The sequence below is a fragment of the Nocardioides sp. Z21_20 genome (assembly GCF_059766585.1).
Genome location: NZ_JCBAJX010000017.1, coordinates 1 through 24,294 on the forward strand (window position 1 = coordinate 1; position 24,294 = coordinate 24,294).

General features: G+C 71.4%; 23 protein-coding genes and 1 pseudogene. 18 read left to right on the plus strand and 6 right to left on the minus strand.

Annotation, left to right across the window (positions count from 1 at the left end):
* Positions 1 to 138: 138 nt before the first annotated feature.
* Positions 139 to 777: a hypothetical protein gene (locus AC6EH9_RS18310; RefSeq protein WP_498425113.1), complete on the plus strand. Its 639-nt coding sequence runs from the start codon at positions 139 to 141 to the stop codon at positions 775 to 777.
* A gap of 126 nt (positions 778 to 903) precedes the next feature.
* Here the strand turns inward: AC6EH9_RS18310 and AC6EH9_RS18315 are convergent, their stop codons facing one another.
* Positions 904 to 1,485, minus strand: coding sequence for a site-specific integrase (locus AC6EH9_RS18315; RefSeq protein WP_498425189.1), 582 nt, complete (start codon positions 1,483 to 1,485; stop codon positions 904 to 906).
* 166 nt (positions 1,486 to 1,651) lie between these two features.
* Positions 1,652 to 1,873, minus strand: a pseudogene (locus tag AC6EH9_RS18320) (hypothetical protein); the annotation flags it as partial.
* Positions 1,874 to 2,096: 223 nt separating this feature from the next.
* On the opposite strand from AC6EH9_RS18320, the gene AC6EH9_RS18325 reads away from it, so the two are divergent.
* From AC6EH9_RS18325 to AC6EH9_RS18340, 4 genes are all read left to right on the plus strand, one after another.
* Positions 2,097 to 2,543 carry an alpha/beta fold hydrolase gene (locus AC6EH9_RS18325; RefSeq protein WP_498425114.1) on the plus strand — a complete coding sequence of 149 codons (447 nt, stop codon included), beginning with the start codon at positions 2,097 to 2,099 and terminating at the stop codon, positions 2,541 to 2,543.
* Positions 2,518 to 3,447: a YihY/virulence factor BrkB family protein gene (locus AC6EH9_RS18330; protein WP_498425115.1), complete on the plus strand. Its 930-nt coding sequence runs from the start codon at positions 2,518 to 2,520 to the stop codon at positions 3,445 to 3,447. The genes AC6EH9_RS18325 and AC6EH9_RS18330 overlap by 26 nt, the downstream gene beginning before the upstream one ends.
* A gap of 223 nt (positions 3,448 to 3,670) precedes the next feature.
* Entirely contained in the window at positions 3,671 to 5,458 is a 1,788-nt protein-coding gene (locus tag AC6EH9_RS18335; protein ID WP_498425116.1) for an alpha/beta hydrolase domain-containing protein, read from the plus strand.
* Between the two features lie 131 nt (positions 5,459 to 5,589).
* Positions 5,590 to 5,943, plus strand: a complete 354-nt coding sequence (locus AC6EH9_RS18340; RefSeq protein ID WP_498425117.1) for a VOC family protein — start codon at positions 5,590 to 5,592, stop codon at positions 5,941 to 5,943.
* On the opposite strand, the gene AC6EH9_RS18345 is transcribed toward AC6EH9_RS18340, so the two are convergent.
* The 3 genes from AC6EH9_RS18345 to AC6EH9_RS18355 are packed head-to-tail and all read right to left on the minus strand — an operon-like array spanning position 5,922 to position 9,172.
* Positions 5,922 to 6,752: an enoyl-CoA hydratase/isomerase family protein gene (locus tag AC6EH9_RS18345; RefSeq protein ID WP_498425118.1), complete on the minus strand. Its 831-nt coding sequence runs from the start codon at positions 6,750 to 6,752 to the stop codon at positions 5,922 to 5,924. The two genes, AC6EH9_RS18340 and AC6EH9_RS18345, sit on opposite strands and share 22 nt — an antisense overlap.
* Positions 6,749 to 7,897 carry an acyl-CoA dehydrogenase family protein gene (locus tag AC6EH9_RS18350; protein WP_498425119.1) on the minus strand — a complete coding sequence of 383 codons (1,149 nt, stop codon included), beginning with the start codon at positions 7,895 to 7,897 and terminating at the stop codon, positions 6,749 to 6,751. Before AC6EH9_RS18350 ends, AC6EH9_RS18345 begins: the two co-directional genes overlap by 4 nt.
* 51 nt (positions 7,898 to 7,948) lie before the next feature.
* Positions 7,949 to 9,172 (minus strand): CaiB/BaiF CoA transferase family protein, encoded by a 1,224-nt coding sequence (locus AC6EH9_RS18355; protein WP_498425120.1) that lies wholly within the window; start codon positions 9,170 to 9,172, stop codon positions 7,949 to 7,951.
* Positions 9,173 to 9,267: 95 nt separating this feature from the next.
* Here AC6EH9_RS18355 and AC6EH9_RS18360 point away from each other — a divergent pair, with 95 nt between their 5' ends.
* On the plus strand, positions 9,268 to 10,182 hold the full coding sequence (locus AC6EH9_RS18360) for a LysR substrate-binding domain-containing protein (protein ID WP_498425121.1): 915 nt from the start codon (positions 9,268 to 9,270) through the stop codon (positions 10,180 to 10,182).
* 6 nt (positions 10,183 to 10,188) lie between these two features.
* Here the strand turns inward: AC6EH9_RS18360 and AC6EH9_RS18365 are convergent, their stop codons facing one another.
* Positions 10,189 to 11,067, minus strand: coding sequence for an acyl-CoA thioesterase (locus AC6EH9_RS18365; protein WP_498425122.1), 879 nt, complete (start codon positions 11,065 to 11,067; stop codon positions 10,189 to 10,191).
* 194 nt (positions 11,068 to 11,261) lie between these two features.
* Between AC6EH9_RS18365 and AC6EH9_RS18370 the strand changes: the two genes are divergently transcribed.
* From AC6EH9_RS18370 to AC6EH9_RS18425, 12 genes are all read left to right on the plus strand, one after another.
* Positions 11,262 to 12,380, plus strand: a complete 1,119-nt coding sequence (locus AC6EH9_RS18370; RefSeq protein WP_498425123.1) for a TAXI family TRAP transporter solute-binding subunit — start codon at positions 11,262 to 11,264, stop codon at positions 12,378 to 12,380.
* Positions 12,380 to 14,422: a TRAP transporter permease gene (locus AC6EH9_RS18375; protein WP_498425124.1), complete on the plus strand. Its 2,043-nt coding sequence runs from the start codon at positions 12,380 to 12,382 to the stop codon at positions 14,420 to 14,422. Before AC6EH9_RS18370 ends, AC6EH9_RS18375 begins: the two co-directional genes overlap by 1 nt.
* A complete protein-coding gene (locus AC6EH9_RS18380) occupies positions 14,419 to 15,342 on the plus strand; it encodes a CoA transferase subunit A (RefSeq protein WP_498425125.1) in 924 nt (307 codons plus the stop codon). The genes AC6EH9_RS18375 and AC6EH9_RS18380 overlap by 4 nt, the downstream gene beginning before the upstream one ends.
* Entirely contained in the window at positions 15,339 to 16,136 is a 798-nt protein-coding gene (locus AC6EH9_RS18385; protein WP_498425126.1) for a CoA-transferase subunit beta, read from the plus strand. Before AC6EH9_RS18380 ends, AC6EH9_RS18385 begins: the two co-directional genes overlap by 4 nt.
* Entirely contained in the window at positions 16,133 to 17,503 is a 1,371-nt protein-coding gene (locus tag AC6EH9_RS18390; protein WP_498425127.1) for an MFS transporter, read from the plus strand. Before AC6EH9_RS18385 ends, AC6EH9_RS18390 begins: the two co-directional genes overlap by 4 nt.
* A gap of 85 nt (positions 17,504 to 17,588) precedes the next feature.
* Positions 17,589 to 18,851 (plus strand): CoA transferase, encoded by a 1,263-nt coding sequence (locus tag AC6EH9_RS18395; protein WP_498425128.1) that lies wholly within the window; start codon positions 17,589 to 17,591, stop codon positions 18,849 to 18,851.
* A complete protein-coding gene (locus AC6EH9_RS18400) occupies positions 18,848 to 19,696 on the plus strand; it encodes an HpcH/HpaI aldolase/citrate lyase family protein (RefSeq protein ID WP_498425129.1) in 849 nt (282 codons plus the stop codon). Before AC6EH9_RS18395 ends, AC6EH9_RS18400 begins: the two co-directional genes overlap by 4 nt.
* Positions 19,693 to 20,865 carry an acyl-CoA dehydrogenase family protein gene (locus AC6EH9_RS18405; RefSeq protein ID WP_498425130.1) on the plus strand — a complete coding sequence of 391 codons (1,173 nt, stop codon included), beginning with the start codon at positions 19,693 to 19,695 and terminating at the stop codon, positions 20,863 to 20,865. Before AC6EH9_RS18400 ends, AC6EH9_RS18405 begins: the two co-directional genes overlap by 4 nt.
* Before the next feature lie 2 nt (positions 20,866 to 20,867).
* Positions 20,868 to 21,605, plus strand: coding sequence for a 3-oxoacyl-ACP reductase FabG (fabG, locus tag AC6EH9_RS18410; RefSeq protein ID WP_498425131.1), 738 nt, complete (start codon positions 20,868 to 20,870; stop codon positions 21,603 to 21,605).
* Positions 21,606 to 21,607: 2 nt separating this feature from the next.
* Entirely contained in the window at positions 21,608 to 22,552 is a 945-nt protein-coding gene (locus AC6EH9_RS18415; RefSeq protein ID WP_498425132.1) for an HTD2 family dehydratase, read from the plus strand.
* On the plus strand, positions 22,545 to 23,759 hold the full coding sequence (locus AC6EH9_RS18420; protein WP_498425133.1) for an acetyl-CoA C-acetyltransferase: 1,215 nt from the start codon (positions 22,545 to 22,547) through the stop codon (positions 23,757 to 23,759). The genes AC6EH9_RS18415 and AC6EH9_RS18420 overlap by 8 nt, the downstream gene beginning before the upstream one ends.
* On the plus strand, positions 23,760 to 24,212 hold the full coding sequence (locus AC6EH9_RS18425) for a MaoC family dehydratase (protein ID WP_498425134.1): 453 nt from the start codon (positions 23,760 to 23,762) through the stop codon (positions 24,210 to 24,212).
* The last annotated feature ends 82 nt before the right edge of the window (positions 24,213 to 24,294 follow it).

Here is a 24,294-nt window from a genome sequence, read left to right on the forward strand (position 1 = left end):
ACGAGCAAGCCCACTACGCTGCCCTCAACCGAGAGCCGCACCCCGTATAGGAACGGCCGAGAACCTGGGGCGCTTCAGAGTCTTGGCGCGCCCCCTGTTAACGATTGTGGATGCAGCGAGTAGCGATAACGTTCAGTTGTGCCGACATCGTTGTCTATACCCTGGATGCTCCTAGACGCTGCAGGGGACGCTGCGACAACGAGCACCGCCCCCTGGTGGTTCGTCGCACTGCTCGCTGGGTCCCTTTCGGTAGTAGCCACGCTTCTCGGCGCGTTGGTCGCGTTCCTCTCGACTCGGGCGAGCGACGCTCGACGGGACAAGCAAGACGTGGCAAGGCACGAGCGCGAAGTGCGGCACCAATGGCGCCAGGACGTCCGAAGCGCGGCGTCACGCTTCATCGTCGAGTCCCGCCAGTACGCGAAGGATTACCAAGCGAACTTCGTTATGGCTCGAGCGTCCGCAGACGCACCCGACGAGTTTCAGGTGGTCAACGACCCAAAGGCAAACGACATTCGTGCGACCTACGAGGCGTACTGGGAACTTGTGTTCATCTGTGACGAGGAGACAAGTCAAGCAGCGAGGAACTTGCTGAGACAGACGCGCAAGTTCGAGTTCGCGACGCGAGCCGACGGGCGATACGCCGTGATGCCACTCCAGAGGTTCCGCAACCAGTACGGAAGGCTCATCGAAACTCGACGCGAGCTGGTCCAGTGCGTTCTTAAGGTTGCTGTGCCGCCAGCGGCTAAGGCGGAGCACGGTGGCCCTTCTGCGGAGTGAGCCGGCGGGTTACGCCTCGGAGCAAATGTAGTTTCGACGTCGCGAGTCTAGGACGGTCAATTTGGTTCTCTGAGCCGTCCCTGGGTCGCCTGGGACGGCTACGGGCCGGGGACGTCTTTTCAGCGCCTATGAGCCAGTCTGCTCCGACAGGCGCCAGACGATCTCGGCGTCGCGGTCGGCAGCCGCATGCTGGTAGCGCATCGCCGCACCTGGGGTCGAGTGGCCGAGGCGACTCATGAGCTCAGTAAGCGTGGCACCGGTCTGCGCGGCCAGGACAGCACCCGTGTGGCGGAGGTCGTGCCACCGGAGATCCGGGCGGCCCGCCGCCTCACGGGCCAGGTAGTAGACCTTGTAGAGCGCCGGAGCCCCGTCAGCTCGCCGAAGCGCATGGCGCACCACGCGGCCAGGAGCGTCATGCTTGTAGCGGTCGGGCATCTCTCCGATGATCGTCTTGAGCTCCTTGAGGCTGGCGAGCTGGACGCGGTGTGCGCGCTTCGCGCTGCCGGCACCGCGTACCTGAGCAGGGTTGTAGGGCACGAGCGGGTGTGGGCGCTCCGCGGCGGCGCTGGCGAAGGCGGTGCGGAGCAAGCTGTAGGACTGGGCGCGGACGGTTTCGCGTCCGGGTGCCAGGGCGTCGTACCACTGGTTGACATCGTCGGCCGAGATCCGGTCGACGCGCTCGTCCCCGAAGGTCGGGTAGATGAACATGTTGAGGAGCATCCGGTGCTGCCGCCGGGTCGTGGGTCGTAGCGCGCGTCCCGGGGTCTTTCGCGTCTCGAGCCATGTCGGCGTAGGCCTGCGGCGTCGGTAGTGACCGGCTTGCCGCCCCGCGGGCCGCTACCTCCGGGGCCCAGACCTCCATCTCGATCTCGGCCCGCCGAGCCGATAGCCAGGCCCCCGCATCGTCTCGAGAAACGAAGGTAATCGGGGCTCGGTAAAGCCGACGGTCGGGTCCGGTGTAGGCCGCGCGGAAGCGTCCGTTGTCCCGCGCTTCGATCCGTCCGAACCCGCGCCGCGCCCTCTGCGTCGGCGAGATCTCTTGGCCCCCTGATCTGGATGAACCCCGGTCAGGGGCGCCTTCATTTCGGGCCTGCACCCACTTCCTGCGCGCCGCGCTCGGCGACGGCCTACTCCCGCCAGCCGCGGGGGAGCACCCCGTACTAGGGCGAGGGCCGCCCGGTGCTCCTCTCGCACGCCTGGCCGCTCAGCAGCGGCAGCGGGGAGGCCCAGATGCTCCCCCTCGCCGACTACCGCTACCGGGTCATCGCGCACGACCGCCGAGGCCACAACGCTCCAGCCAGAGCAGGTTTGGCAACGACATGGACACCTACGCCGACCACCTCACCTGCCTCGTCGACACCGTCGACCTGAACGACCTGACCCTGGTCGGCTTCTCCACCGGCGGCGGTGAGGCGGCCCGCTACATCGGCCGGCGCGGCACCGGTCGCGTTCTGGCGCCAGGGCAGGCCGGTCACCGCAACGCCTACGAGTGCATCGCCGCGTTCTCCGCCACCGACTTCCGCACCGACCTCGACGCCTTCGACGTCCCCACCCTGGTGATCCACGGCGACGACGACCAGGTCGTGCCGTTCGAGGTCGGCGGCCAGAGGTCCGCCGAACGGATAGCCGAGCGGAGCTGCGAGCAACGGGCTGTGCGGCAGAACTCCTCACCCACGAGGGATGACGCGCGACGGGGGAGGCGACAGGCTGAGACCAGCGGGGATCGGGAGGAGGGCGCCGATGGGCACGTCCCGCACGGACGCTGAGTTGCCGCCCGGGGCGCCGGCTCCCGGCTCGGCCGAGGCCGCGGCGTACGCGGCTCTCGAGCGCCTGCCGCAGCGGCTGCGGCGCCCGATCCTCCGGTTGCTGTCCCGCGGGCTCGGGGGGATCGGGTTCCGCAGTGTGGCGTCCTGCGTGCAGATCGAGATCTTCGACCGTTCGATGACGATCGCTGCCCAGTTCTTCACGTCGGTGTTCCCGATCCTGATCCTGCTCGCCACGTGGTTGGACGACGACCACACCGGCCGGGTCGCGGACGCGGTCCTTCTGCCCCAGGGGTCCCGCTCGGTGCTGGACGAGGCGGTCCACACCTCCGGGGGAACCGGCTTCGGCGTGGTGGGCGCCCTCATCGTGTTCGCATCGGCGACCAGCCTGTCGCGAGCGCTGACCCGTGCCTTCGCGGCGGTCTGGGAGCTGCCGCGGCCCAAGAGCAGCCTGCGGGTGGCCTGGCGATGGCTGGCGGTGGTGGTCACGATGGCGCTCTCGCTGGTCGTGGTGCGGGCCGTGAGTGGGTTCGCCGCCGCCGTCCCCCCGGGAGAGATCTGGCGGCGGGTGGTCGCCTTCGCCTGCGATCTGTTGCTGATGGTCTTCGTGCCCTGGCTGCTGCTCTCGGGGGCCGTCCAGCTGCGGCGCCTGGTGCCGGCGGGCCTCCTCTTCGCGGCGCTGATGCTGGTGGTGCGCCCGACGTCGGCCGTCTGGCTGCCGCACGCGCTCGAGGTCAGCGCCGATCGCTACGGCTCGATCGGGGTGGCGTTCACCTATCTGGCGTGGCTGTACGTCGTGGCGTTCTGCGTCCTGGTGGCGGCGGTCGTCGGGCGGGCGATCACCGACGATCCCGGTCGGGTCGGCGCCTGGGCCCGCGGCTCCGAGGGGCAGGGGGCGAGGTCCTGACACGTGGTGGCCCCGTCGATCGCGATGCTGGCCGCCACGCTGGGGGCCGGTTCGCTCGGCTCACCTGCCGCGGATGAACCGAGCCCGACGTCCGTGGTTCCGTCCAGCGGGAAGTGCCTGTGACCCGCGTCACGTGCCGCCTAGGGTGACCCTGCCGTGGAGACCCGCGGCGCATCAGCTGACCGCGGTGCCGCCGAGCAGCCGGTCGAGTCAGGAGCCCGCCTTGTTCGGTCATGTCCTCCGCTCCCTCGTGCTCCTCCTGGCCCTGGCCGGGCTGAGCCTCGGCCCCACGGTGCCGTCCGTCGCCGGCCCGGTGGCGAGCGAACCGATCGGCTGTGCGTCCCAGCAGCAGGCCCTCACCGGCGCCGAGAAGGCGCTGGTGAAGGCCCAGAAGGCGGTCGCCAAGCGCGCCGCCACCTGGACGCGCGCCGACCGAGCCGTCGACCGGGCCAGGAAGCGGTTCGCGGCCCACCCGACGCCGAGGAAGCGCGCGCGGCTGGCCGAGGCCAGGGGAGAGAGGAAGCGAGCCGGGACCCAGCTGCGGCAGGCGAAGGTCCGGCGCGCCGGTGCGAGGACGGTGCTGGTCGCCGCTCGCCGCGGGTTCCGGGACTGCCAGGCCGCGCAACCGCGGATCACCGGCCCGGTCACCGGCGGGGAGCACGGCTTCCCCGGGACCGCGACCACGCTGGATCTGGCCTCCCACGGCTACGCGGAGACCGAGTACTTCCTCAGCGGCACCGCCACGTCGTACCAGCGCGCCGGCGCCTGGACCTCGAACGGCGAGTGGGGAGTGCGCGCGCAGGACACCGCGGCGTACCGGACCCGGCTGCTGGTGCGCGCGCCCGAGGACGCCGCGGACTTCAACGGCACCGTGCTGGTCGAGTGGCTCAACGTCTCCGGCAACTCCGACGCCGACGTCGCCTTCCCCTACATGTACGACGAGCTGCTCCGCCAGGGCTACGCCTGGGTGGGCGTCTCCGCGCAGAGCGTCGGCGTGAACAGCCTCGGCGGCGCCAGCACCGTCGGCGAGAGCGTCCGGGGCCTGCGCGACTGGGACCCTGCGCGCTACGGCGACCTGGTGCACCCCGGCGACGCCTACTCCTACGACATCTTCAGCCAGGCCGGCCGGGCGCTGCGCTCGGCCGCCGGAGTCGACCCGCTGCCCGGGATGGAGGTCGAGCACCTGATCGCCGCCGGGCAGTCGCAGTCGGCGTTCCGGATGATCACCTACGCCAACGCCATCCAGCCGGTCGCCGACGTCTACGACGGCCTGATCATCCACGCCCGCTCCGGCGTCAACGCCCCGCTCGGCGAGCAGACCAAGGGCGCCGCCCCGCAGGGCCCGGCCGGTCCAGACGCACCCTCCCCGGTGCGGGTGCGCACCGACCTTGACGTGCCGGTGATGCAGCTGGTCTCCGAGACCGAGCTCTTCGAGACCGGCGGCGGCGCCCCCGACACGATGTTCAGCGCCGCCCGCCAGCCCGACACCGACCTGATCCGCACCTGGGAGCTGGCCGGCACGGCGCACTCCGACCGGTACCTGGTGGCGATCATGAACGCCATGTACCAGCGCCAGTTCGAGGGCGCCCGCGACCTCTCGCCGGTGCTCGGCCTGGTCAACGACGGACCCCAGCGCTACCTCGCCTCCGCCGCGCTGCGGGCGATGCGCACCTGGATCGTGGACGGCGTCGCGCCCGCCAGTGCCGAGCCGATCCGCACCGCCGACGGCGCGATCGTCCGCGACGCTAACGGCAACGCCCTGGGCGGGGTCCGCAGCCCGCAGGTCGACGTGCCGGTGGCCACCCTCTCCGGCGACACCAAGATGGTGCCGCTGAACGGGTTCACCACCCGCTTCGACGCCGCGCGGCTGCGCGAGCTCTACGGCAGCCACACCACGTACGTCGAGCGCTTCACGCAGGCGGCCCAGGCTGCGGTCGCCGGCGGCTTCCTGCTCCCCGAGGACGCCGCGACGCTGATCGCCAAGGCGAGCGCGTCCACCGTGGGGGACTGAGCCTCACGCGCAGCTGTCGCTGCCCCCGGCCGGGCGACCTCGAGCCGGGTCTAGGGTGAGGATCCGACCCGGCCCACGGGCTCATCCGGAGTTCCGCGCGGGCGCCCGGGCCTGACGCTGGAGGATGCCGCGTGAGCGACTACGACGTGCGGATGCTGATGCTGAGCACCGAGAACCTCGACGAATCGATCGAGTTCTACACCGAGAGCCTCGGCATGACGCTGAAGTTCCGCGACGGCGCCCACTTCGCCGCCCTCGACGGCGGATCGCTCACCCTGGCCCTGGCCACCGCCGTCGACCATCCTCTCCCGGGTCGGGTCGTTCCCGGCATCAAGACCGCGGACGTCGACGCGGCCGTCGTCGCGGTCGAGAAGGCCGGCGGCGCCGTGATCCGGACCGCCTACAACGACGCCCACGAACGACGCGCGGTCGTCTACGACAACCAGGGCAACGCCCTCGTCTTCTACTCGCCGCTGCCGCGCTGACTGGGCTGGGTGAAGGTCGCGGCCCGGCGCTGGAGGAAGGCCGCGCGTCCCTCCGCGAAGTCGGGCCCGGCCAGGAGCTCGACCTGGATCCGCGCCTCGGCCTCGAGGAGCTCGTCGAGGGTCCCGCCACACGCCGCGAGCAGCTGCTTGGTCGCGGCGGTGGCGGGGGCTGAGAAGGACGCGAGCCTTCCGGCCAGCTCCAAGGCGCGCTCGAGCGCCGTCCCGTCCTCGACCACCTCGTCGACCAGGCCGATCCGCTCGGCCTCGTGAGCCTCGACGGTCCGCGCGGTCAGGAGCATGACGCGCGCTCGGCCGGGCCCGACCCGGCGGGGGAGAGTCCACGAGAGGCCGGTGTCGGCGGCGAGCCCGATCCTGGCGAAGGAGGCCGAGAAGCGGGCGGAGGCACCGGTCACCACCAGATCCCCGGCACAGGCCAGCGCCAGGCCGAGCCCGAAGGCTCCGCCCTCCACCGCGCTGAGGACGGGGAGGTCGGTGTCGATCAGCTCGCGGGTGACCTCGTTGACCACGTCGAGGCGCTGGCGCGAGACCTCGGGGTCCGGCGACATCGAGTTGATGTCGCCCCCGGCGGAGAAGAAGGCTCCCGCGCCGGTCAGCACCAACGCCCGGCAGCCGGGCGCGGCGCTGGCGACGCGCAGGGCAGCCAGCAGCTCTCGGCGGTCCGGGAGGTCGAGGGCGTTGCGCCGCTCCGGGCGGTCCAGGGTGAGGACCCGGACGGCGCCGTGGTCCTCGACCCGGACCGCGGGCCGGTCACCGGGCGGGGCCTGGGCCGCCCTCGCCTGGGCCGTCATCGCGCCGCCCCGCGCAGCAGCTGCTTGGCGATGATGATCTTCTGCACCTCGCTGGTGCCCTCATAGAGCCGGAAGAGCCGGGCGTCGCGGTAGAACCGCTCCACCGGGACCGAGCGCATGTAACCCATGCCGCCGTGCACCTGGACCGCGCGGTCCGCGACCCGGCCGACCATCTCGGTGCAGAAGAGCTTGCTGCTCGACGGCGCGAGCCGTTGATCGCTGCCGTCGTCGTAGGCCCGGGCCGCCTCCAGCACCATCGCGTGGCCGGCATAGGCCTCAGCCTCGGACTCGGCGAGCAGCGCCTGAACCAGCTGGAACTCCCCGATCGGGGTGCCACCCTGGCGGTTGGACGCCGCGTAGTCGACGCTCTCCTTGATCAGGCGCCGGGCCATGCCCACGCAGAGGGCGGCGATGTGCAGCCGGCCCTTGGCCAGGGAGCGCATCGCGGCCCCGAACCCCTCGCCTTCGACCCCGCCGACCAGGTCGGCGGCGGGGACCCGGACGTCGGTGAAGGAGACCTCGCTGGTGGTGGCGCCGCGCTGGCCCATCTTGACGTCCTTGGGGCCGACCTCGATGCCCTCGGTTCTGGCGTCCACGGCGAAGACGGAGATGCCCTGGGTGCCGGAGGTGGAATCGTCGGTGCGGGCGAAGACCATGAAGAGGTCCGCGTCCGGGGCGTTGGTGATGAACCGCTTCTGGCCGTTGAGCACGTAACCGTCCTGGGCGCGCACGGCGCGGGTCCGGATCCCGCTGGGGTCGGAGCCGGCCTCGGGCTCGGTCAGGGCGAAGGAGGCAACGCTCTCGCCGGAGGCCAGTGCCGGCAGGAGCCGCTTCTTCTGCTCGTCGGTGCCGAAGTTGACCAGCACCTGGCCGGCGATGCCGTTGTTCGTGCCGAACATCGAGCGGAAGGCCGGAGTGGTCCAGCCGAGCTCGATCGCCAGCCGGACCTCCTCCGACATCGAGAAGCCCAGGCCGCCGTGCTCCTCGGGGATCGCATAGCCGAACAACCCCATGGCCGCCGCCTGCTCGCGAATCCGGTCGGGAATCCGGTCGGTCTCCTCGATCTCCTCCTCGGCCGGCACGACCTCGCGGCGCACGAACGTGCGGACCGCGTCGAGGACTGCGGCGAACTCTTCGGTCTCCATGGGGCTCCCTCTGCTGGATGGGTCGGTGCTTGGGACTCGGCTGTCGGTCGGTCAGCGCGCGGCGGCGGCGGGGGCAGCCACCTGCGCGGCGCCGGACTCGCGGAGCCGGGAGATGTGCGCGGCATCCAGGCCGAGCTCGCGCAGCACGTCCGCGGTGTGCTCGCCGAGGGCGGGGACCGCGCCCATGGGGAGCTCGACGTCGCGGAAGGTGGTGGGGGGGAGCAGGGCGCGCAACGGGCCGGCCGGGCTCTCGATCTCGCGCCAGCGGTCGCGGGCGGAGAGCTGCGGGTGGTCGATGAGGCCCTGCATGTCGTTGAGCTGGGCAGCCGGCACCCCGGCGGCGGCGAGCCGGCCGTCGAGCTCTGCGGTGGTCTGCCGGATCGTCAGCTCGGCGACCACCCGGTCGCACTCAGCGCGGTTGCGCACCCGCAGGACGTTCGTGGCCAGGCGGGGGTGGACCGCCAGATCGGGACGCTCGAGGACGTCGGCGAGCGCGCTCCACCCGCGGTCGTTCTGGACGCCGATCAGGATCTGGCCGTCGCTGGTGGGATAGGCGTCGTACGGCGCGATCGAGGCGTGGCTCAGCCCCATCCGGGGGATCTGGCGGCCGGCGTACATCTGCATGTACATCGGGTGGCCCAGCCACTCCGCCGTGGCGTCGAACATGGAGACGTCGACGACCGCGCCCTCGCCAGTGCGAGCCCGGCGCAGCAGCGCGGCCAGCACGGACTGGGCGGTGTAGAGGCCGGCGGCGATGTCCGAGCTCGGGACTCCCGTCTTGGTCGCGGTCTCAGGCGTGCCCGTGACCGAGATCAGCCCGGTCTCGGCCTGGATCAGCATGTCGTAGGCCTTGCGGTCCCGCCGGGGACCATCGGTGCCGTAGCCGGAGATGTTGACCACGACGAGGCCGGGGTTGTCGATCCGTAGCTGCTCACCTTCGAGACCGAGTCGTGTGGCGGCTCCGGGGGCGGAGTTCTGCACGAAGACGTCTGCGCCGGCGATCAGCTGCTTGCCGACGGCCAGGCCCTCGGGGTCTTTGAGGTCAAGCGCGACCGACTCCTTGCCCCGGTTGAGCCAGACGAAGTGCGAGGCGAGGCCGTGGACCGCGTGGTCGTAGTTGCGGGCGAAGTCGCCCTCGCCCACCCGTTCGATCTTGATCACCCGGGCACCGAGGTCCGCGAGGTGGCGGGTGGCCAGCGGTGCAGCCACGGCCTGCTCCAGCGCCACGACGGTGATGCCGGCGAGGGGGAGCGAGGAGTCAGCGGTGTGAGGCATGTCGCAACCATGGCCCGCTTGATTGGGCGGCGTCCAATACTTAATAGTGCGCCGATTGTGTTCCCAGTGATATCAGTGGGTGGTATCACTGGGGCATGGACCTCCATCAGCTCCGTGCCTTCCTCGCCGTCGCCGAGGAGCTGCACTTCGGTCGCGCCGCCGAGCGGATGCACATGGCCCAACCGCCACTGAGCCGCACGATCAAGCAACTGGAGAAGGATCTCGGCGCCCAGCTCTTCGAGCGCACCACCCGGAGCGTTCGGCTCACCACGGCGGGGCAGGCACTGATCCGTCCTGCCTCGGACGCCCTGGAGGCGGTCCGGGTGGCCAGGTCGGCGGTGCGCGCGGCCGGGATCGGGGAGACGGGCCGGGTCCGGGTCGGGTTCGCAGGCCCCTCCTCGCACGTGCTGATCAGCCAGTTGGCCCGTCTGGTCCGCCAGAGTCACCCGGGGATCGAGCTCAGCCTGCAGTCGGTCACCTACGCCTACGAGGGCCTGCGGCTGGTCGTCGACGGGGGAATGGACCTGGCGTTCGTGCGCTTCGCGGCACAGCCGGTGGGTGTCGTCTCCCGGGTGGTGGCCGCGGAGCGCTACGTGCTCGCCGTCCCGGCCGGGCACCGGCTGGCCGGCCGGGAGGAGGTGAGCATGGCCGATTGTCGTGACGAGCCGTTCGTCTCCCTGCCGGCCGACCCTGGATCCAGCGTGCGGGACGCCTTCATCAGGTCCTGCCACGAGGCCGGGTTCGCGCCGGACATCGTGCAGGCCGCTCCGGACTCGTGGACCGCGATCGCGCTAGTCGCCGCGGGTGTCGGGATCACCTTCACCGTCGACACCGCAGTCGCCAATGTGCCGGTCGACGGCGTCGCGGTGGTGCCGCTGGTCGAGGGGCGCGAGCCCGTCTACGCCCGATTGGCGTGGCGCGAGGGGGACGACAACCCGGCCCTGCGCGAGGTCCTGCGGGCCTCGGAGGTGGCCCTGCCTACGCCGCCAGGAGTTCCCACGGGGGTGTGACCCGGCTCAGCTGCCCAGCCTGACGAGGCCGACCTGGCCCGCGGTCACCACGTGGCGGCCGTCGCGGTCGAAGATCCTGCCCTCGCCGAGGGTGCGCCCGTGCGCGACGGCACGCACGTCGCTGTCGAACTGGTGCCACTGGCTCAGGTCGGGGTGGGCGTGCCAGGCGAGGGTGTGGGTCAGGCTCAGGATCCGGCTCCCGGGCGCGTGCCGCTGGGAGCCCAGGGCGCGGAACGCTCCCTCCAGGATGCTCATGTCGGTGACGTAGGCGACCAGCGCGGCGTGGACCACCGGGTCGTCGGGCAGGCGGCCCGTGGCGCGCACCCAGGCCGACTGATGGTCCTGGGTGGGGGTGGTCTCGACGTACGGCGGCGCCTCGGCGTGCCGGAAGTGCACCGGTCGCTCCGCGCGCCACCAGGTGGGAATCCGTTCGTCGTCGCCGAACCGCTCTGTCAGGCCCGGCAGTTCCTCGGGGTCGGGGACGTCGCGGTGGCGCGCTGGACGGTGGTCGGGGAGGTCCTCGCGGATCGTCCCCCAACGCGACAGCGCGGTGAAGCGCTCGGTGCCGTCGGGCGCGACCAGGGTGGTGCGGCGCGTGGTCAGACTGGCGGCCTCGGAGACGTGCTCCACCCGCCAGCGAAGCGGCTCATCGGTGGGGACGCCGGCGACGAAGTCGGCCTGCAGGGTGAAGGGCCGGTGGTGCACGGGCACCGAGCGCCCGGCGGCCACCACGGCCTGGGCGAGGAGCAGGCCGCCGAAGACTCGGTCCTCCGGGTGCGACTGGGGCCTCCCGACCAGGTCTCCGTCCGATGCAGTGAACTCGAGCCGATCGAGCAGTTCGTCCAGGGTGACGGCTGGGCTGACGGCGGTGCTGGCGCTCTTCACGAGAGTGGGCGTCCTTCCGGTGGGGTGATCTTCGCCACTCTATTGAGACACCAGAAACAACCGATAGGGGTTGCTTGATACCTGTCCGACATGAATCGGCGCTCCACAAAGTATTGGATATGTCAGCGATACCTAGGGAGAGTGACGCGTGACACAGGGTCCGCCGACGGGCTCACATGATGAAGGGAACTGCCATGAGGAAGCCTGTCATCGGCACCGCGCTGGCCGCGATCACCGCCCTCTCCCTGGCCGCCTGCGGTGGTACCGAGGTGACCGAGGGCATGCCGGACCAGATCGTCTGGAGCACCTACGGCACCGGGACCTCCACCTACGCCGACGTGGCCGCGGTGGCGGATGCGATCACCTCCAACGAGGGCACCGGCGTGCGGGTCATCACCTCCGACACCGCGGTGGGTCGGCTCACCCCGCTCCGTGAGGAGCAGGCATCGCTGGCGCGCACCGGTGACGAGTACATCTTCGGCTTCGAGGGCGACTACGACTTCGCCAACGAGGACTGGGGACCCCAGGACCTCCGCGTGGTCTGGGCGCCGGTCGCCCCGCACGGTCTGATGGTCAAGGACGACTCCGGCATCGAGACCTTCGAGGACCTCCGCGGTAAGAAGTTCCCGCGGATCACCGCCAACCCCTCGGTCAACAACAAGCTCGAGGCGTTCCTCGCCTACGGAGGCCTGACCTGGGACGACGTCGACGTCGTCGAGGTCGGCTACAGCGACCAGCCCGGCGCGCTGCAGAACGGCAAGATCGACGTGCTGTTCCAGCAGGTCTACGGCGCCTCGCTCTACGAGCTCGAGTCCGCCGTCGCGGTGCGCTGGCTGAGCATGGACGACACCTCCGAGGAGAAGGTCTCCACGGTGGCGGAGATCGCGCCTTCCACCGAGATCGGCGAGTTCACCGACGCCCCCGGTCTGGAGGACGGCGAGTCCGCGATGGGCCTGCTCTACACCGTGCCGGTGGTCGCCTACGCGGACGCCGATGAGGACGAGGTCCGCGCGATCGTCGAGGCACTCAACGAGAACTACGACTCCTACAAGGATGCCACCGCGACCACGGACGCCTGGAACCTGGATCAGGTCCAGGCCGGCCCGCGCGAGGTGCCGTTCCACCCGGGGCTCATCTCCTACCTGGAGGAGAACGACGCCTGGAGCGAGGAGGCGGCCGCGCAGCAGGAAGCGCTGCTGGGGCGCGCCGACCAGCTCGACGACGAGTGGGACGCCTTCCTGGAGGCCGAGGGCGGCGACGGCGACCTGCACGACGCCTGGGTCTCCTGGAAGAACGAGCACCTGGAGTCATGATGACCGAGACCAAGGTCCTCATCGAGGCGGACGAGGAGCACGGCTCCGTCGCGCGATGCCGGGGGATCTGGCGCTGGGTGGTGATCGCGCTGACGCTCGCCGGCATCGCCATCACCATCAGCCAGGTCTTCTACTGGAACCCGTTCGGCGGCGGCATGCTGCGCAGTACGTTCCTCTACTACGTGCTGGCCGCGTTCTTGCCCATCGTCTTCCTCGCGTTCCCGATGGGCAGCGGACAGCGCGGCACCGTGCCCTGGTATGACGTCGCGCTGGCCGTGGTCGCGCTGGCCGTCCCGGGGTGGTTCGGCCTGAACGCCGAGAACATCATCAACGAGGGCTGGGACTACGGCGGCCCGACCACGGCACTGGCCGCGTCGTACCTGCTGTGGGCCCTGGTGCTCGAGGCGCTGCGCCGCACCGCGGGGCTGGTGGTGACGATCATCGCCGGCGTCTTCTCGGTCTACCCGCTGTTCGCCTCACAGATGCCGATCGATTTCCTCACCGGCATCCAGTTCGACCTCGAGGGCACGGCCCGGATGCACGCGATGGGCGTCGACAGCATCCTCGGACTGCCGCTGCAGACCGCCGCCGGGATCCTGGTCGGCTTCCTGCTCTTCGGCGTCGTGCTGCAGTCGGTCGGCGGAGGAGCGTTCTTCCACGACCTCGCGCAGGCCATGCTCGGCACCCGCCGCGGCGGCTCGGCCAAGGTCGCGGTGGTCAGCTCGGCCTGCATGGGCATGATGAGCGGCAGCGCCGTCTCCAACGTGCTCACCACCGGGCCGCTGACCATCCCGGCGATGAAGCGCAGCGGCTTCACCGGCGAGTACGCCGCCGGTGTCGAGGCCACCGCCTCGTCCGGCGGCTCGATCACCCCGCCGATCATGGGCACCGCGGCGTTCCTGATGGTCTCCTTCGTGGGCGTGCCCTACAGCGAGATCGCCGTCGCGGCCGCCATCCCGGCGGTGCTCTATTACCTCGGCATCTTCACCCAGGTCGACGCGTACTCCGCCCGTCGCGGACTGCGCGGTCTCCGGCGCGCCGAGCTGCCCCGATTCCTGCCGACGCTGCTGCGGGGTTGGCCCTACGTCACGGCGTTGATCGCCCTGACGTTCCTGCTGGTGGTCTACCGCCGCGAGGCACAGGCACCCTTCCTCATCGCCGCCGCCCTGCTGGCCTACACGATGGTGCGCCCCAAGGACCGGATGGGAGCGCGCGGCCTGGCCGACGTGGTCTTCAAGGCCGGTCGCACGATCGCGGAGATCCTCGGCATCATCGCCGGCGTCGGCCTGATCATCGGCGGGCTGTCCATGTCCGGGGTCTCGCTGTCGCTGGCCCGTGAACTGGTCAGCGCCGTCGGCGGCAGCGTCGTGCTGATCCTGATCGCCGGTGCGGTCACCTCGTTCGTGCTCGGCATGGGCATGACGGTCTCCGCGGTCTACGTGCTGCTGGCGATCGTGATGGCCCCCGCCCTGGTCACCCTGGGGATCGACCCGATCGCCGCCCACCTGTTCGTCATCTACTGGGCGACCGTCTCCTACATCACCCCGCCGGTCGCCCTCGCTTCGTTCGCGGCTGCAGGCATCGCCGGGACCAGACCGATGAAGACCAGCCTGACCGCGATGCGCCTGGGCATGGTGAAGTACGTCATCCCGTTCTGCTTCGCGGCGAACCCGGCGCTCGTCGCCCAGGGGTCGGCAGGCGACATCGCCGTGACCGTGGTCCTGGCCGTCGTCGGCGTCTTCGTGATGGCCTGCGCCTTTGAGGGCTACGCCGTGGGGCTGGAGCGGCATCTGCATCCCGTCACCCGGATCATCGGCGTGCCGGCCGGCGCCCTCATCCTGGCGCCGGAGCTCATCAGCAGCCTGGTCGGTCTCGTGATCGTGGCCGCGCTGGGCGTGGCGACCTTCCTGCTGCCGGCGCGGACCGGTCCCGCCACCACCGAAGGGAAAGGGGCGGAGGCATCCGGCGACGGCGTCAAGGACGAGGTCGTGGAGCGTCCCGCCACCTTGAGCACTCCGGTGGAAGGGGGCACCTCGCCATGACCGAGGTGAAGACCCGCGGGCTCTCCGACGCGATCGCTGAGCACGTAGAGGACGGGATGACCGTGGCCCTGGAAGGCTTCGGGCACCTGATTCCCTTCGCGGCTGGTCACGAGATCATCCGCCAGGGACGCCGGGACCTGACCCTGTGCCGGATGACCCCGGACCTGATCGCGGACCAGATGATCGCCGCCGGGTGCGTCAGCAAGCTGATCGCCTCCTTCTTCGCCAGCGGCTCGGCGGGGTCGCTGCACGAGCTGCGGCGTCGCATCGAGCGCTCCGACCCTGAGCCGCTGGAGGTGGAGGAGTACAGCCACTACGGCATGTACGGCCGCTACCAAGCGGCGGCCGCGGGGCTGCCGTTCTTCCCGCTCAAGTCGTACGCGGGCAGCGACCTGCCGGTGCTGAATCCCCGGATCCGCAAGGTGGAGGACCCCTACGGCGGCCCCGACGTGCACGTCGTCCCGCCGCTGGCCCCCGACGTCACCGTGGTGCACGCCCAGCGCGCCGACCGCTTCGGCAACGTCCAGGTCTGGGGCATCGTCGGTGCGATCCAGGAGGTCGCCTACGCGGCGCGCAAGGTGATCGTCACCGTCGAGGAGATCGTCGACGACGCGGTGGTCCGCGCGGACCCGAACCGCACTCTGGTTCCGGCCCACGCGGTCGACGCGGTGGTGCACTGCCCCGGTGGCGCCCACCCGTCGTACGCACAGGGCCACTACGACCGCGACAACGCCTTCTACCGCGAGTGGACGGCGATCAGCAGGGACCCCCAGCGGCTGCGGTCGTGGCTGCAGGAGTGGGTCCACGACCTCCCCGACCGGGCCGCCTACCTGGAGCACCTCGGTGCGGGGCGGTGGCGGGGCAACGCGGTCGGCGAGCGGCTCTCCGGACAGGTCGACTACGGACGGAGGTCCTGGTGAGTACCACGCACGAGGCGGGCCCGGCGGGGATCACCGTCTCCAGCACCGAGTTCCTCGCCACCGTGGCGGCCCGCGAGCTCGCCGGCAAGCACCGGGTCTTCGCCGGGGTGGGGCTGCCCACTCTGGCCGTCGACCTGGCGATGCGCACGGTGAGCCCCGACATCGAGCTGGTCTACGAGTCCGGCGTCTGCGGGGCCCACCCCGAGGGGATGGCCGAGGGGATCGCGGACTCCGTACTGGTCTCGGGCGCCGAGGCGGTCGTCAACCTGCAGGCCCTTTTCGGCTACGTGCTGCAGGGCGGCCACGTGGACGTCGGATTCCTGGGAGCGGCCCAGGTGGACCGGTGGGGGAGCCTCAACACCAGTTTCATCGGCGACTGGCGGACCCCTACGGTGCGGCTTCCCGGCTCGGGTGGCGCCGTCGACATCATGCCCAATGCCAAGGAGTGCATCACGGTGCTGCGCAGGCACGACGCGGGCGCCTTTCCGGCCGAGCTCGACTTCTGCACCTCGCCGAGCCCGGTGCGAGTCCGGGACCTCGACCCGCGGGCGGTGCCGCCCGGGCACGGGGTGTCCACGGTGATCACTCCGCTGGGGGTGCTGCGCCGCCCGGACCGCTTCGGCGAGCTCGAGCTGGCCCAGGTGCACCCTGGCGTCACGGTCGAGCAGGTGCGATCGGCCACCGGCTGGGACCTCGCGGTCGCCGACGAGGTGCTCGAGACGCCCTGGCCCACGTCGGAGGACGTCCGGCTGCTACGCGAGGAGATCGACACAGTCCGGCTCTACCTGCGATGACCGACCAGCCGAACCGGGTCGCCTACGTCGTGCTGCTGGCCAGCACCACGCTGGGGACCCTGTCCAGCACGATCATCACCTCCCCGATCAACCGGATCGCCGACGGGCTGGGAGCGGACTCCCGCGAGGTCATCTTCGCGGTGGCCGCGTTCACGATCGCCATGGTGGTGTTCGCGCCCATGGCCGGCTGGCTCTGCGAGCGGCTGGGTCCTCGTCGGTTCCTCATCGCCTCCCTCGGCCTGATGGTGCTTGCGGGACTCGGGGCGGCGCTCAGCCCGAACCTCGGCGTCCTGGTCGGCATGCGGGCCCTCCAGGGGGTGGCCTGCTCGGCGATCCCTCCGGCGGTCCAGCAGACGTTGGGGCACTTCTGGGCCAGCAACCGCTCGCGGGTGATGGCCGCCTGGGCCTCCGCGATCGGGATCGGCCAAGCGCTCGGCCCACCACTCGGTGGAGTCGTGGCCGACCTGGTCGGCTGGCGTGGGGTCTTCGTGACCCACGCCCTGCTCGCGGGTCTGCTGGCCCTGCTGCTGTGGCGCAGCGTGCCGGGAGTCCCGGCCGGCCGCCCGCCGATGCACGTGACCGGAATGCTCACCCTGGTCGTCGGAGCCGGCGGCCTGGTCGCTGGCCTGACCGTCGTGGGCCAAGGGGGCCAGGTGCAGGCGAGCGTGGCGCTGGTGGCGGTGGGAGTTCTCGGCGTGCTGGGCCACCTGCTGCTCGCTCGGCGCAGCAGCCGGGCCCTGGTCGACCTGCGGCTGTTCGCGGAGCGCCGCTACTACCGGAGCACGGTCGCGGCAGGCGCGTCGATGGCGATCCTCGGCGTCTTCATCGTCGCGACGCCGTTGGAGTTGGGGCGCGACTTCGGACTCTCGCCGAGCCGGATCGGCGCCATCACCGTCGCCCTAGCCGCCTCGATGGCGCTCTTCGCCCCGGTCTCCTCCCTGATCGGGGAGCGGATCACGCCGCGCCGGGTCCTGCATGCCGGCCTCGCGGTGCTCGCGTGCAGCCCGCTCCTGCTCTCGGTCGCGCTCACCCTGGACGGCCCGGCTCTGCCCCTCGTCGTCTCCTTCGCCGTACTGGCCATCAGCGGATGCGCGATCGGATCGGTGCAGTCGGTCTCGGCGCTGGGGGTGATGCGCTCGCCGGCCGCCGGCAACGGCACCGCATTGGGCATCCACAACATGGTGCGCTTCTCGGGGCTGGCGGTGGGCTACGCCTGGGTGGCGCTCAGCTACCCCACCGGGAGCCTGTTGCTGGTCTTCGCAGGGCCCGCGGTGCTGGCCGCGGTCACCCTCGCCATCGTGCTGGTCGGGCCGCCTGCCGAGCCGCGGCACGAGCAGCTGGTGAACGCGTCGGCGGTGAGCGTGTGAGCGCCCGGGCCCGCCGTCGTCACCCCCGCACGGAGCCCGCCGTGACAGCGGCCGGCACCCCCCACCACAGAACTGAGGAGCACGCATGAGCCACTCCAGACCCCACCCGGGCACCGCGCAGGAGACGGCCCAGCCGGCCGGGCCCCTCGCGGGCCTACGGGTCGTCGAGCTGTCGAGCTTCGTCGCGACGCCGCTGGCCGGCCTGACCCTGGCGCAGCTGGGCGCCGACGTGATCCGGGTGGAGCCGCTGGGAGGGGGACCGGACCGAGGCCGCTGGCCGCTGGCCCCCTCGGGCACCAGCCTGTACTGGAGTGGACTGAACCGAGGCAAGCGCGCACTCGCGGTCGACCTCGCCGAGGAGGCGGGTCGCCGTCTGGTGGCCGACCTGGTCGTGGAGGGCGATGGCATCCTGGTGACCAACTCGGAGCGTTGGCCGGACCTGGGCCACGAGGCACTGAGCGCCCGGCGCGCGGACCTGGTCCACGTGACCCTGACCGGCCGGCGCGATGGCGGCACGGCCGTCGACTACACCGTCCAGGCCGGGACAGGCTTCCCCCTGATCACCGGCCCCGAGGGGCTCGCCACACCGGTCAACCACGTCCTGCCGGCCTGGGACGTCGCTGCCGGGCTCTACCTGGCCACCGGGCTGCTGGCCGCGGAGCGGCACCGAAGCCGGACCGGGCAGGGACGCGCGGTCCGGATCGCCCTGGAGGACGTCGCGCTGGCGCTCGCCGGCAACCTCGGCTACCTCGCGGAGGCGCAGCTCGGCGGTGTGCGCCAGCGCGAGGGCAATGCCATCCACGGCACGTTCGGCACCGACCTGACCACCTCGGACGGCGTCCGCTTCATGTTCGTCGCCCTGACCCCTCGACAGTGGAGCGACCTGCTGGCGATGACAGGGCTCGGAGATGTCGTGGCCGGCCTGGAGCAGGTCCTCGGCGCCGACTTCGCCGACGAGGGGGCGCGCTACCGGCACCGGGCCGCCCTCTTCGGCCTGCTCGGGTCCTGGGTCTCCACCCGCACGTGGGCGGAGGTCTCGGATGGCCTGTCCCGTACCCGGATCCTGTGGTCGCCGTACCGCAGCTTCGCCGACCTCGCCGCCGACGACGCCGCGCTCCTGCGCACCCACCCGCTCTTCGCCACCGTCGACCAGCCGGGCGTCGGCCCGCACCTGGCGCCTGGCTCACCCATCGAGGTGCAGGGGACGTCGGCCGGCAGCGCCCACGCGCCCGGGATCGGCGAGCACAGCACCGAGCTGCTGGCCGAGCGGCTGGGTCTCGAGCGCGTACGCATCGACGAGCTCGTCCGCGCCGGTGTTGTGGGCGACGGCAGCGGGGTGCCGGCATGACCGGGTCAAGTGCCACGGCGGTCACCTGGCTCTTCGTGCCCGGCGACCGGCCCGAGCGGTTCGACAAGGCCGCCGCGGCCGGGGCGGACGTGGTGGTACTCGACCTCGAGGACGCCGTGGCGCTGGCGGCCAAGGGGGCCGCGCGCGCCGCCGTGACCGCCTGGCTGCCGACCGCCACCGGACCCTGTGCGGTGCGGGTCAACGCCGACACCGCGGAGCGTGAGGCCGACGTCGAGGCGCTCGCCGGCCTGCCCACCGGCGTGACCGTGATGGTCGCCAAGGCCGAGGACCCCGAAGACCTCGCCGCCCTGCTCGCGCGGCTCCCCGAGGGCTCCGCCATCGTCGCCCTGATCGAGACCGCACGCGGGGTGCTGGCGGCCCCGGTGCTGGCGGCCGCACCCGGTGTCGTACGGCTCGCGATCGGCACCTTCGACCTCGCCGCCGAGCTCGGCGTCGATCCCGAGGACGACGAGGCGCTGGCCGCGGCTCGTGGAGGGCTGGTCCTGGCCTCGGCGGCCGCGGGGCTGGCCGGACCGGTGGACGGCGTCACCGCTGCCGTCGACGAACCCGACCTGCTGACCTTGGACAGCACCCGCTCCCGGCGCCGGGGCTTCGCCGGGAAGCTCTGCATCCACCCCCGCCAGCTGCCCGCGGTGCGCGCCGGGTTCGCCCCCTCGGCCGACGAGGTCCGATGGGCCGAGCGGGTGCTGGCCACCGTCGCCGATGGTGCCGTCGCTGTCGTCGACGGCCGGATGGTCGACAAGCCCGTGCTCGACCGGGCCCGGCGAATCGTCACCACCTTCCCCACCTCCCAGAACCCTTCCGAGCACGAGGAGAACCGATGAGCACCACGAACGCTCTGACCCCCGACGAGCAGGACATGGTCCGTCTGGTGGCCAACTTCGTCGACCAGCGCGTGCGGCCCAACGTGCGCACCTACGAGGCGGACGACGTCTATCCCGAAGAGCTCATCGAGGAGATGAAGAAGCTCGGTTTCTTCGGGCTCCTGATCCCCGCCGAGCACGGCGGCGTGGATGTCAGCACCGCGTGCTTCGCACGGGTCACCGAGGAGCTCGCCCGGGGCTGGATGAGCCTGGCCGGGGCGATCGGCGGGCACTCGGTGATCACGTACCTGATCCGTACCTTCGGAACCGCCGAGCAGCAGCGCCACTGGCTGCCCCGGATGGCCGACGGCAGCGTACGGGCGACCATGGCCCTCACCGAGCCCAGCGGAGGCAGCGATCTGCAGGCGATGCGCACCTACGCGGTCCGCGACGGAGACGACTTCGTGGTCCACGGCTCCAAGACCTGGATCTCCAACGCCCAGCACTCCGGGCTGATCGGCCTGCTGTGCAAGACCGACCGCGACGCCTCCCCTGCGCATGCGGGAATGAGCGTGCTGCTGGCCGAGCCCGGTGATGGCCTCTCTGTCTCCGGCAAGATCCCCAAGCTCGGCTACCGCGGCGTCGAGGCCTGCGAGCTGACGTTCGAGGGCCTGCGGGTGCCCGCGTCCTGCGTGCTCGGCGGGGAGCCGGGGTCTGGCTGGCAGCAGATGATGCGCGGCCTGGAGCTCGGCCGGATCCAGGTCGCAGCCCGTGCCGTGGGCGTCGCCCGGGCCGCGCTCAACGACGCGGTCACTTACGCCCAGCAGCGCGAGTCGTTCGGCAAGCCGATCTGGAAGCACCAGTCCGTGGGCAATCTGCTGGCCGACATGGCCACCCGGACGAAGGCGGCGGCCCTGATGACCGCCGACGCCGCCGAGCGTCTCGACTCCGGTCGCCGCGCGGACATGGAGGCGGGGATGGCCAAGCTCTTCGCCTCCGAGACTGCCATGCAGGTGGCCCTCGATGCCATGCGCGTCCACGGAGGCTACGGGTTCTCCAAGGAGTACGAGGTGGAGCGCTACTTCCGCGACGCCCCCCTGATGATCCTCGGCGAGGGCACCAACGAGGTGCAGCGCAACGTCATCGCCGCCCAGCTGATCGCTCGTGACCGCAGCAACGAAGGAGCCTGACCATGTCCCTGCTCAACAGCCGCACCGCCGTCGTCACCGGAGGCGCCCAGGGCATCGGCCTGGCCATCGCCCGCCGCTACGTGGAGGAGGGGGCCCGCGTCGTGATCGGCGATCTCGACGAGGCCGCCGCTCAGAAGGCCGCCGCCGAGCTCGGCTCCGAGCGCGCCCTCGGCGTGCGCTGCGACGTGGTCGACGCCGGCGAGGTCCAGGGACTGGTCGACTCTGCGGTCGCCGCCTTCGGCTCCCTCGACGTGTTCGTCAACAACGCCGGCATCACCCGCGACGCCACCATGCGCACCATGACCGAGGACGACTTCGACCTCGTCATCAGCGTCCACCTCAAGGGCACCTGGAACGGCACCCGGCTGGCAGCGGCCCGCATGCGGGAGCAGAAGGCCGGCTCGATCGTCAACATCTCCTCGCTCTCCGGCAAGGTCGGCATGGTCGGGCAGACCAATTACTCCGCCGGCAAGGCCGGCATCGTCGGCATGACCAAGGCCGCGGCCAAGGAGATGGCCCACCACGGGGTCCGGGTCAACGCCATCCAGCCCGGCCTGATCCGCTCGGCGATGACGGAGTCGATGCCCCAGAAGGCATGGGACCAGAAGATGGCCGAGATCCCGATGGGTCGCCCCGGAGAGCCCGAGGAGGTCGCCTCGGTCGCGCTCTTCTACGCCTGCGACCTCTCGTCCTACATGACCGGCACCGTCGCCGAGGTCACCGGTGGACGGTTCATGTGACAGTGCCTGCTCCCTTCGCCCCCTCACCGGGCGCGTCCTACGAGGGGCCCTCGTACGACGGGTGGGAACCGACGACCTCGGTCACCGTCGAGGTCGTCGGCCCCGTGCCCGTGCAGGCGTTGACTGCGCTGTTGGACGACGGCCGCCGAGTTGAGCTCGGCGATCCGCTCCCGCCGCTCTGGCACTGGGTGGCGCTGCCCCGCTGGAGCCCCTCGTCGGTGCTGGGCTCCGATGGCCACCCGCTGACGGGCTCCTTCCTGCCGCCCGTCGGGTTGCCCCGGCGGATGTTCGCCGGCGGCGAGGTCGCCTGGCACCGCGCTCCGGTGGTGGGGGAGCAGGTCCGCACAGAGTCCAGGGTCCTGTCGGCGTCCGACAAGACCGGTCGCTCCGGACCGCTCGTGCTCGTGGTGGTGGAGTCGAGGGTGCTCGGCGAGGACGGCCGGCTATGCCTGGTCGAGCGTCAGGACATCCTCTATCGCGAGGCGGGCGCCCGCTCCGGCTCCGCCCCGCTCCCGCCGACCGACCAGGAGCCGTCCGGCCCGCCGTTGCGACGCCGTACCGGCGACGAGACCGAGGTGGCCGGCTGGGACGTGGTCACCGACCCGACGGTCCTGATGCGCTTCAGCGCGGCCTCGGCCAACGCCCACCGGATCCACTACGACTGGCCCTATGCCACCGGTGTCGAGGGCTACCCCGGGCTGGTCGTGCACGGACCGCTGATGACGCTCCTGCTGGCCGAGTCCCTCTGGCAGGCGGGAGCGCTGGACGGGCCGGTCCGCCTGCAGCACCGCAACCGGGCTCCGCTGTTCTGCGCCGAGCCCGCCCGCATCACCCACGACGAGCACTCGTCCCGGGTCACAGCGCAGCTGTCGGGCCCCGACGGCGCGCCCCGCACCACCCTCGACGCACACCCTCTGAAGGAAGGCACTCCCCATGCCCATGCGTGAAGCAGTCATCTGCGAACCGATCCGGACCCCGATCGGCCGCTACGGCGGCATGTTCGCCAACCTCACCGCCGTCGACCTGGGAGTCGCGGCGCTCCGGGGCCTGATGGAGCGGACCGGCCTGCCGGGCGAGGAGGTCGACGACCTGATCCTCGGCCACTGCAACGGCAACAGCGAGGCGCCCGCCATCGGCCGCGTCGTGGCGCTCGACGCAGGGCTCCCGGTCAGCGTGCCGGGCCAGCATCTGGACCGGCGCTGCGGCTCCGGGCTGCAAGCCGTGCTCAACGCCGCGATGCAGGTGCAGACCGGCGTTATGGACCTGGTCGTGGCCGGCGGCACCGAGAGCATGAGCAACGCCTCGTTCTACTCCACCGACATGCGCTGGGGCGGTGCTCGCTCGGGGGTCACGATGCACGACAGCCTGGCCCGGGCCCGCTCCACCGCTGGCGGGCGCCACTACCCGGTGCCGGGCGGGATGCTCGAGACCGCCGAGAACCTGCGCCGGCTGTACGCGATCCCTCGCGACGAGCAGGACGCTCTGGCCGTGCAGTCGCACCAGCGCGCCGTCGCCGCCCAGGAGTCCGGCGTGCTGGCGGAGGAGATCGTCCCCGTGACGGTGCCCGGTCGCCGTGGCGAGTCCACGGTCGTCACCGTCGACGAGCACCCCCGCCCGGAGACCAGCATGGAGTCGCTGGCGAAGCTGAAGCCGATCCTCGCAGGCGTGGATCCCGAGGCGACTGTGACGGCCGGCAACGCCAGCGGTCAGAACGACGCCGCGTCGCTGTCGATCGTCACCACCCCGGAGAATGCCGAGCGGCTCGGCCTCACCCCGCTGGTGCGTGTGGTCAGCTGGGCGGTCGCGGGTGTCGAGCCCAAGATCATGGGCATCGGTCCCGTCCCGGCGACCCAGGCCGCGCTCGACCGGGCCGACCTGTCGCTGGACGAGATCGACCTGATCGAGCTCAACGAGGCGTTCGCCGCGCAGGCGCTGGCGGTGATGCGCGAGTGGAAGTTCACCGACGCCGACCACGAGCGCACCAACGTCCACGGCTCGGGGATCTCGTTGGGCCATCCCGTCGGAGCGACGGGAGGCCGGATGCTGGCGACGCTCGCCCGCGAGCTGCAGCGCCGGGAGGGACGCTACGCGCTGGAAACCATGTGCATCGGCGGCGGCCAGGGTCTCGCGGCGGTCTTCGAGCGGGTGATCTGAATGCGCGTCCTCTCCAGCATCGAGGAGATCGAGGCCTGCGTCGGCGAGCCGCTCGGCACCACCGACTGGGTCACCCTCGACCAGGCTGATGTCGACACCTTCGCCGACCTCACCGGCGACCACCAGTGGATACACGTCGACGCCGCGCGGGCCGCGGAGTCGCCCTTCGGCGGCACCATCGTGCACGGCCTGCTCACGCTCGGGATGCTGCCGGGATTCGGGCTGCGGCTCTTCCGGATCGAAGCGGGCAGCGCCCGGCTCAACTACGGCTCCGAGAAGGTGCGGTTCCCCGCACCACTGCGCACCGGCACCCGCATCCGGGGCTCGGCCACGTTCAGGTCGGTCACGTCGGTGTCGTCAGGGGCCCAGGTCCGCACCTCGTGGTCGGTCGAGGCCGAGGGCGGTGAGCGGCCGGTCTGCGTGGCCGAGACGATCACCCTCGTCGTCCCGTGACCCCGGCGACCCGCGGGTCCGGGGCAGCGGCCCGGGCCCGCGTGCGGGTGCGGTCCATGTGTGCGTCGTACGTCGTGTCGGC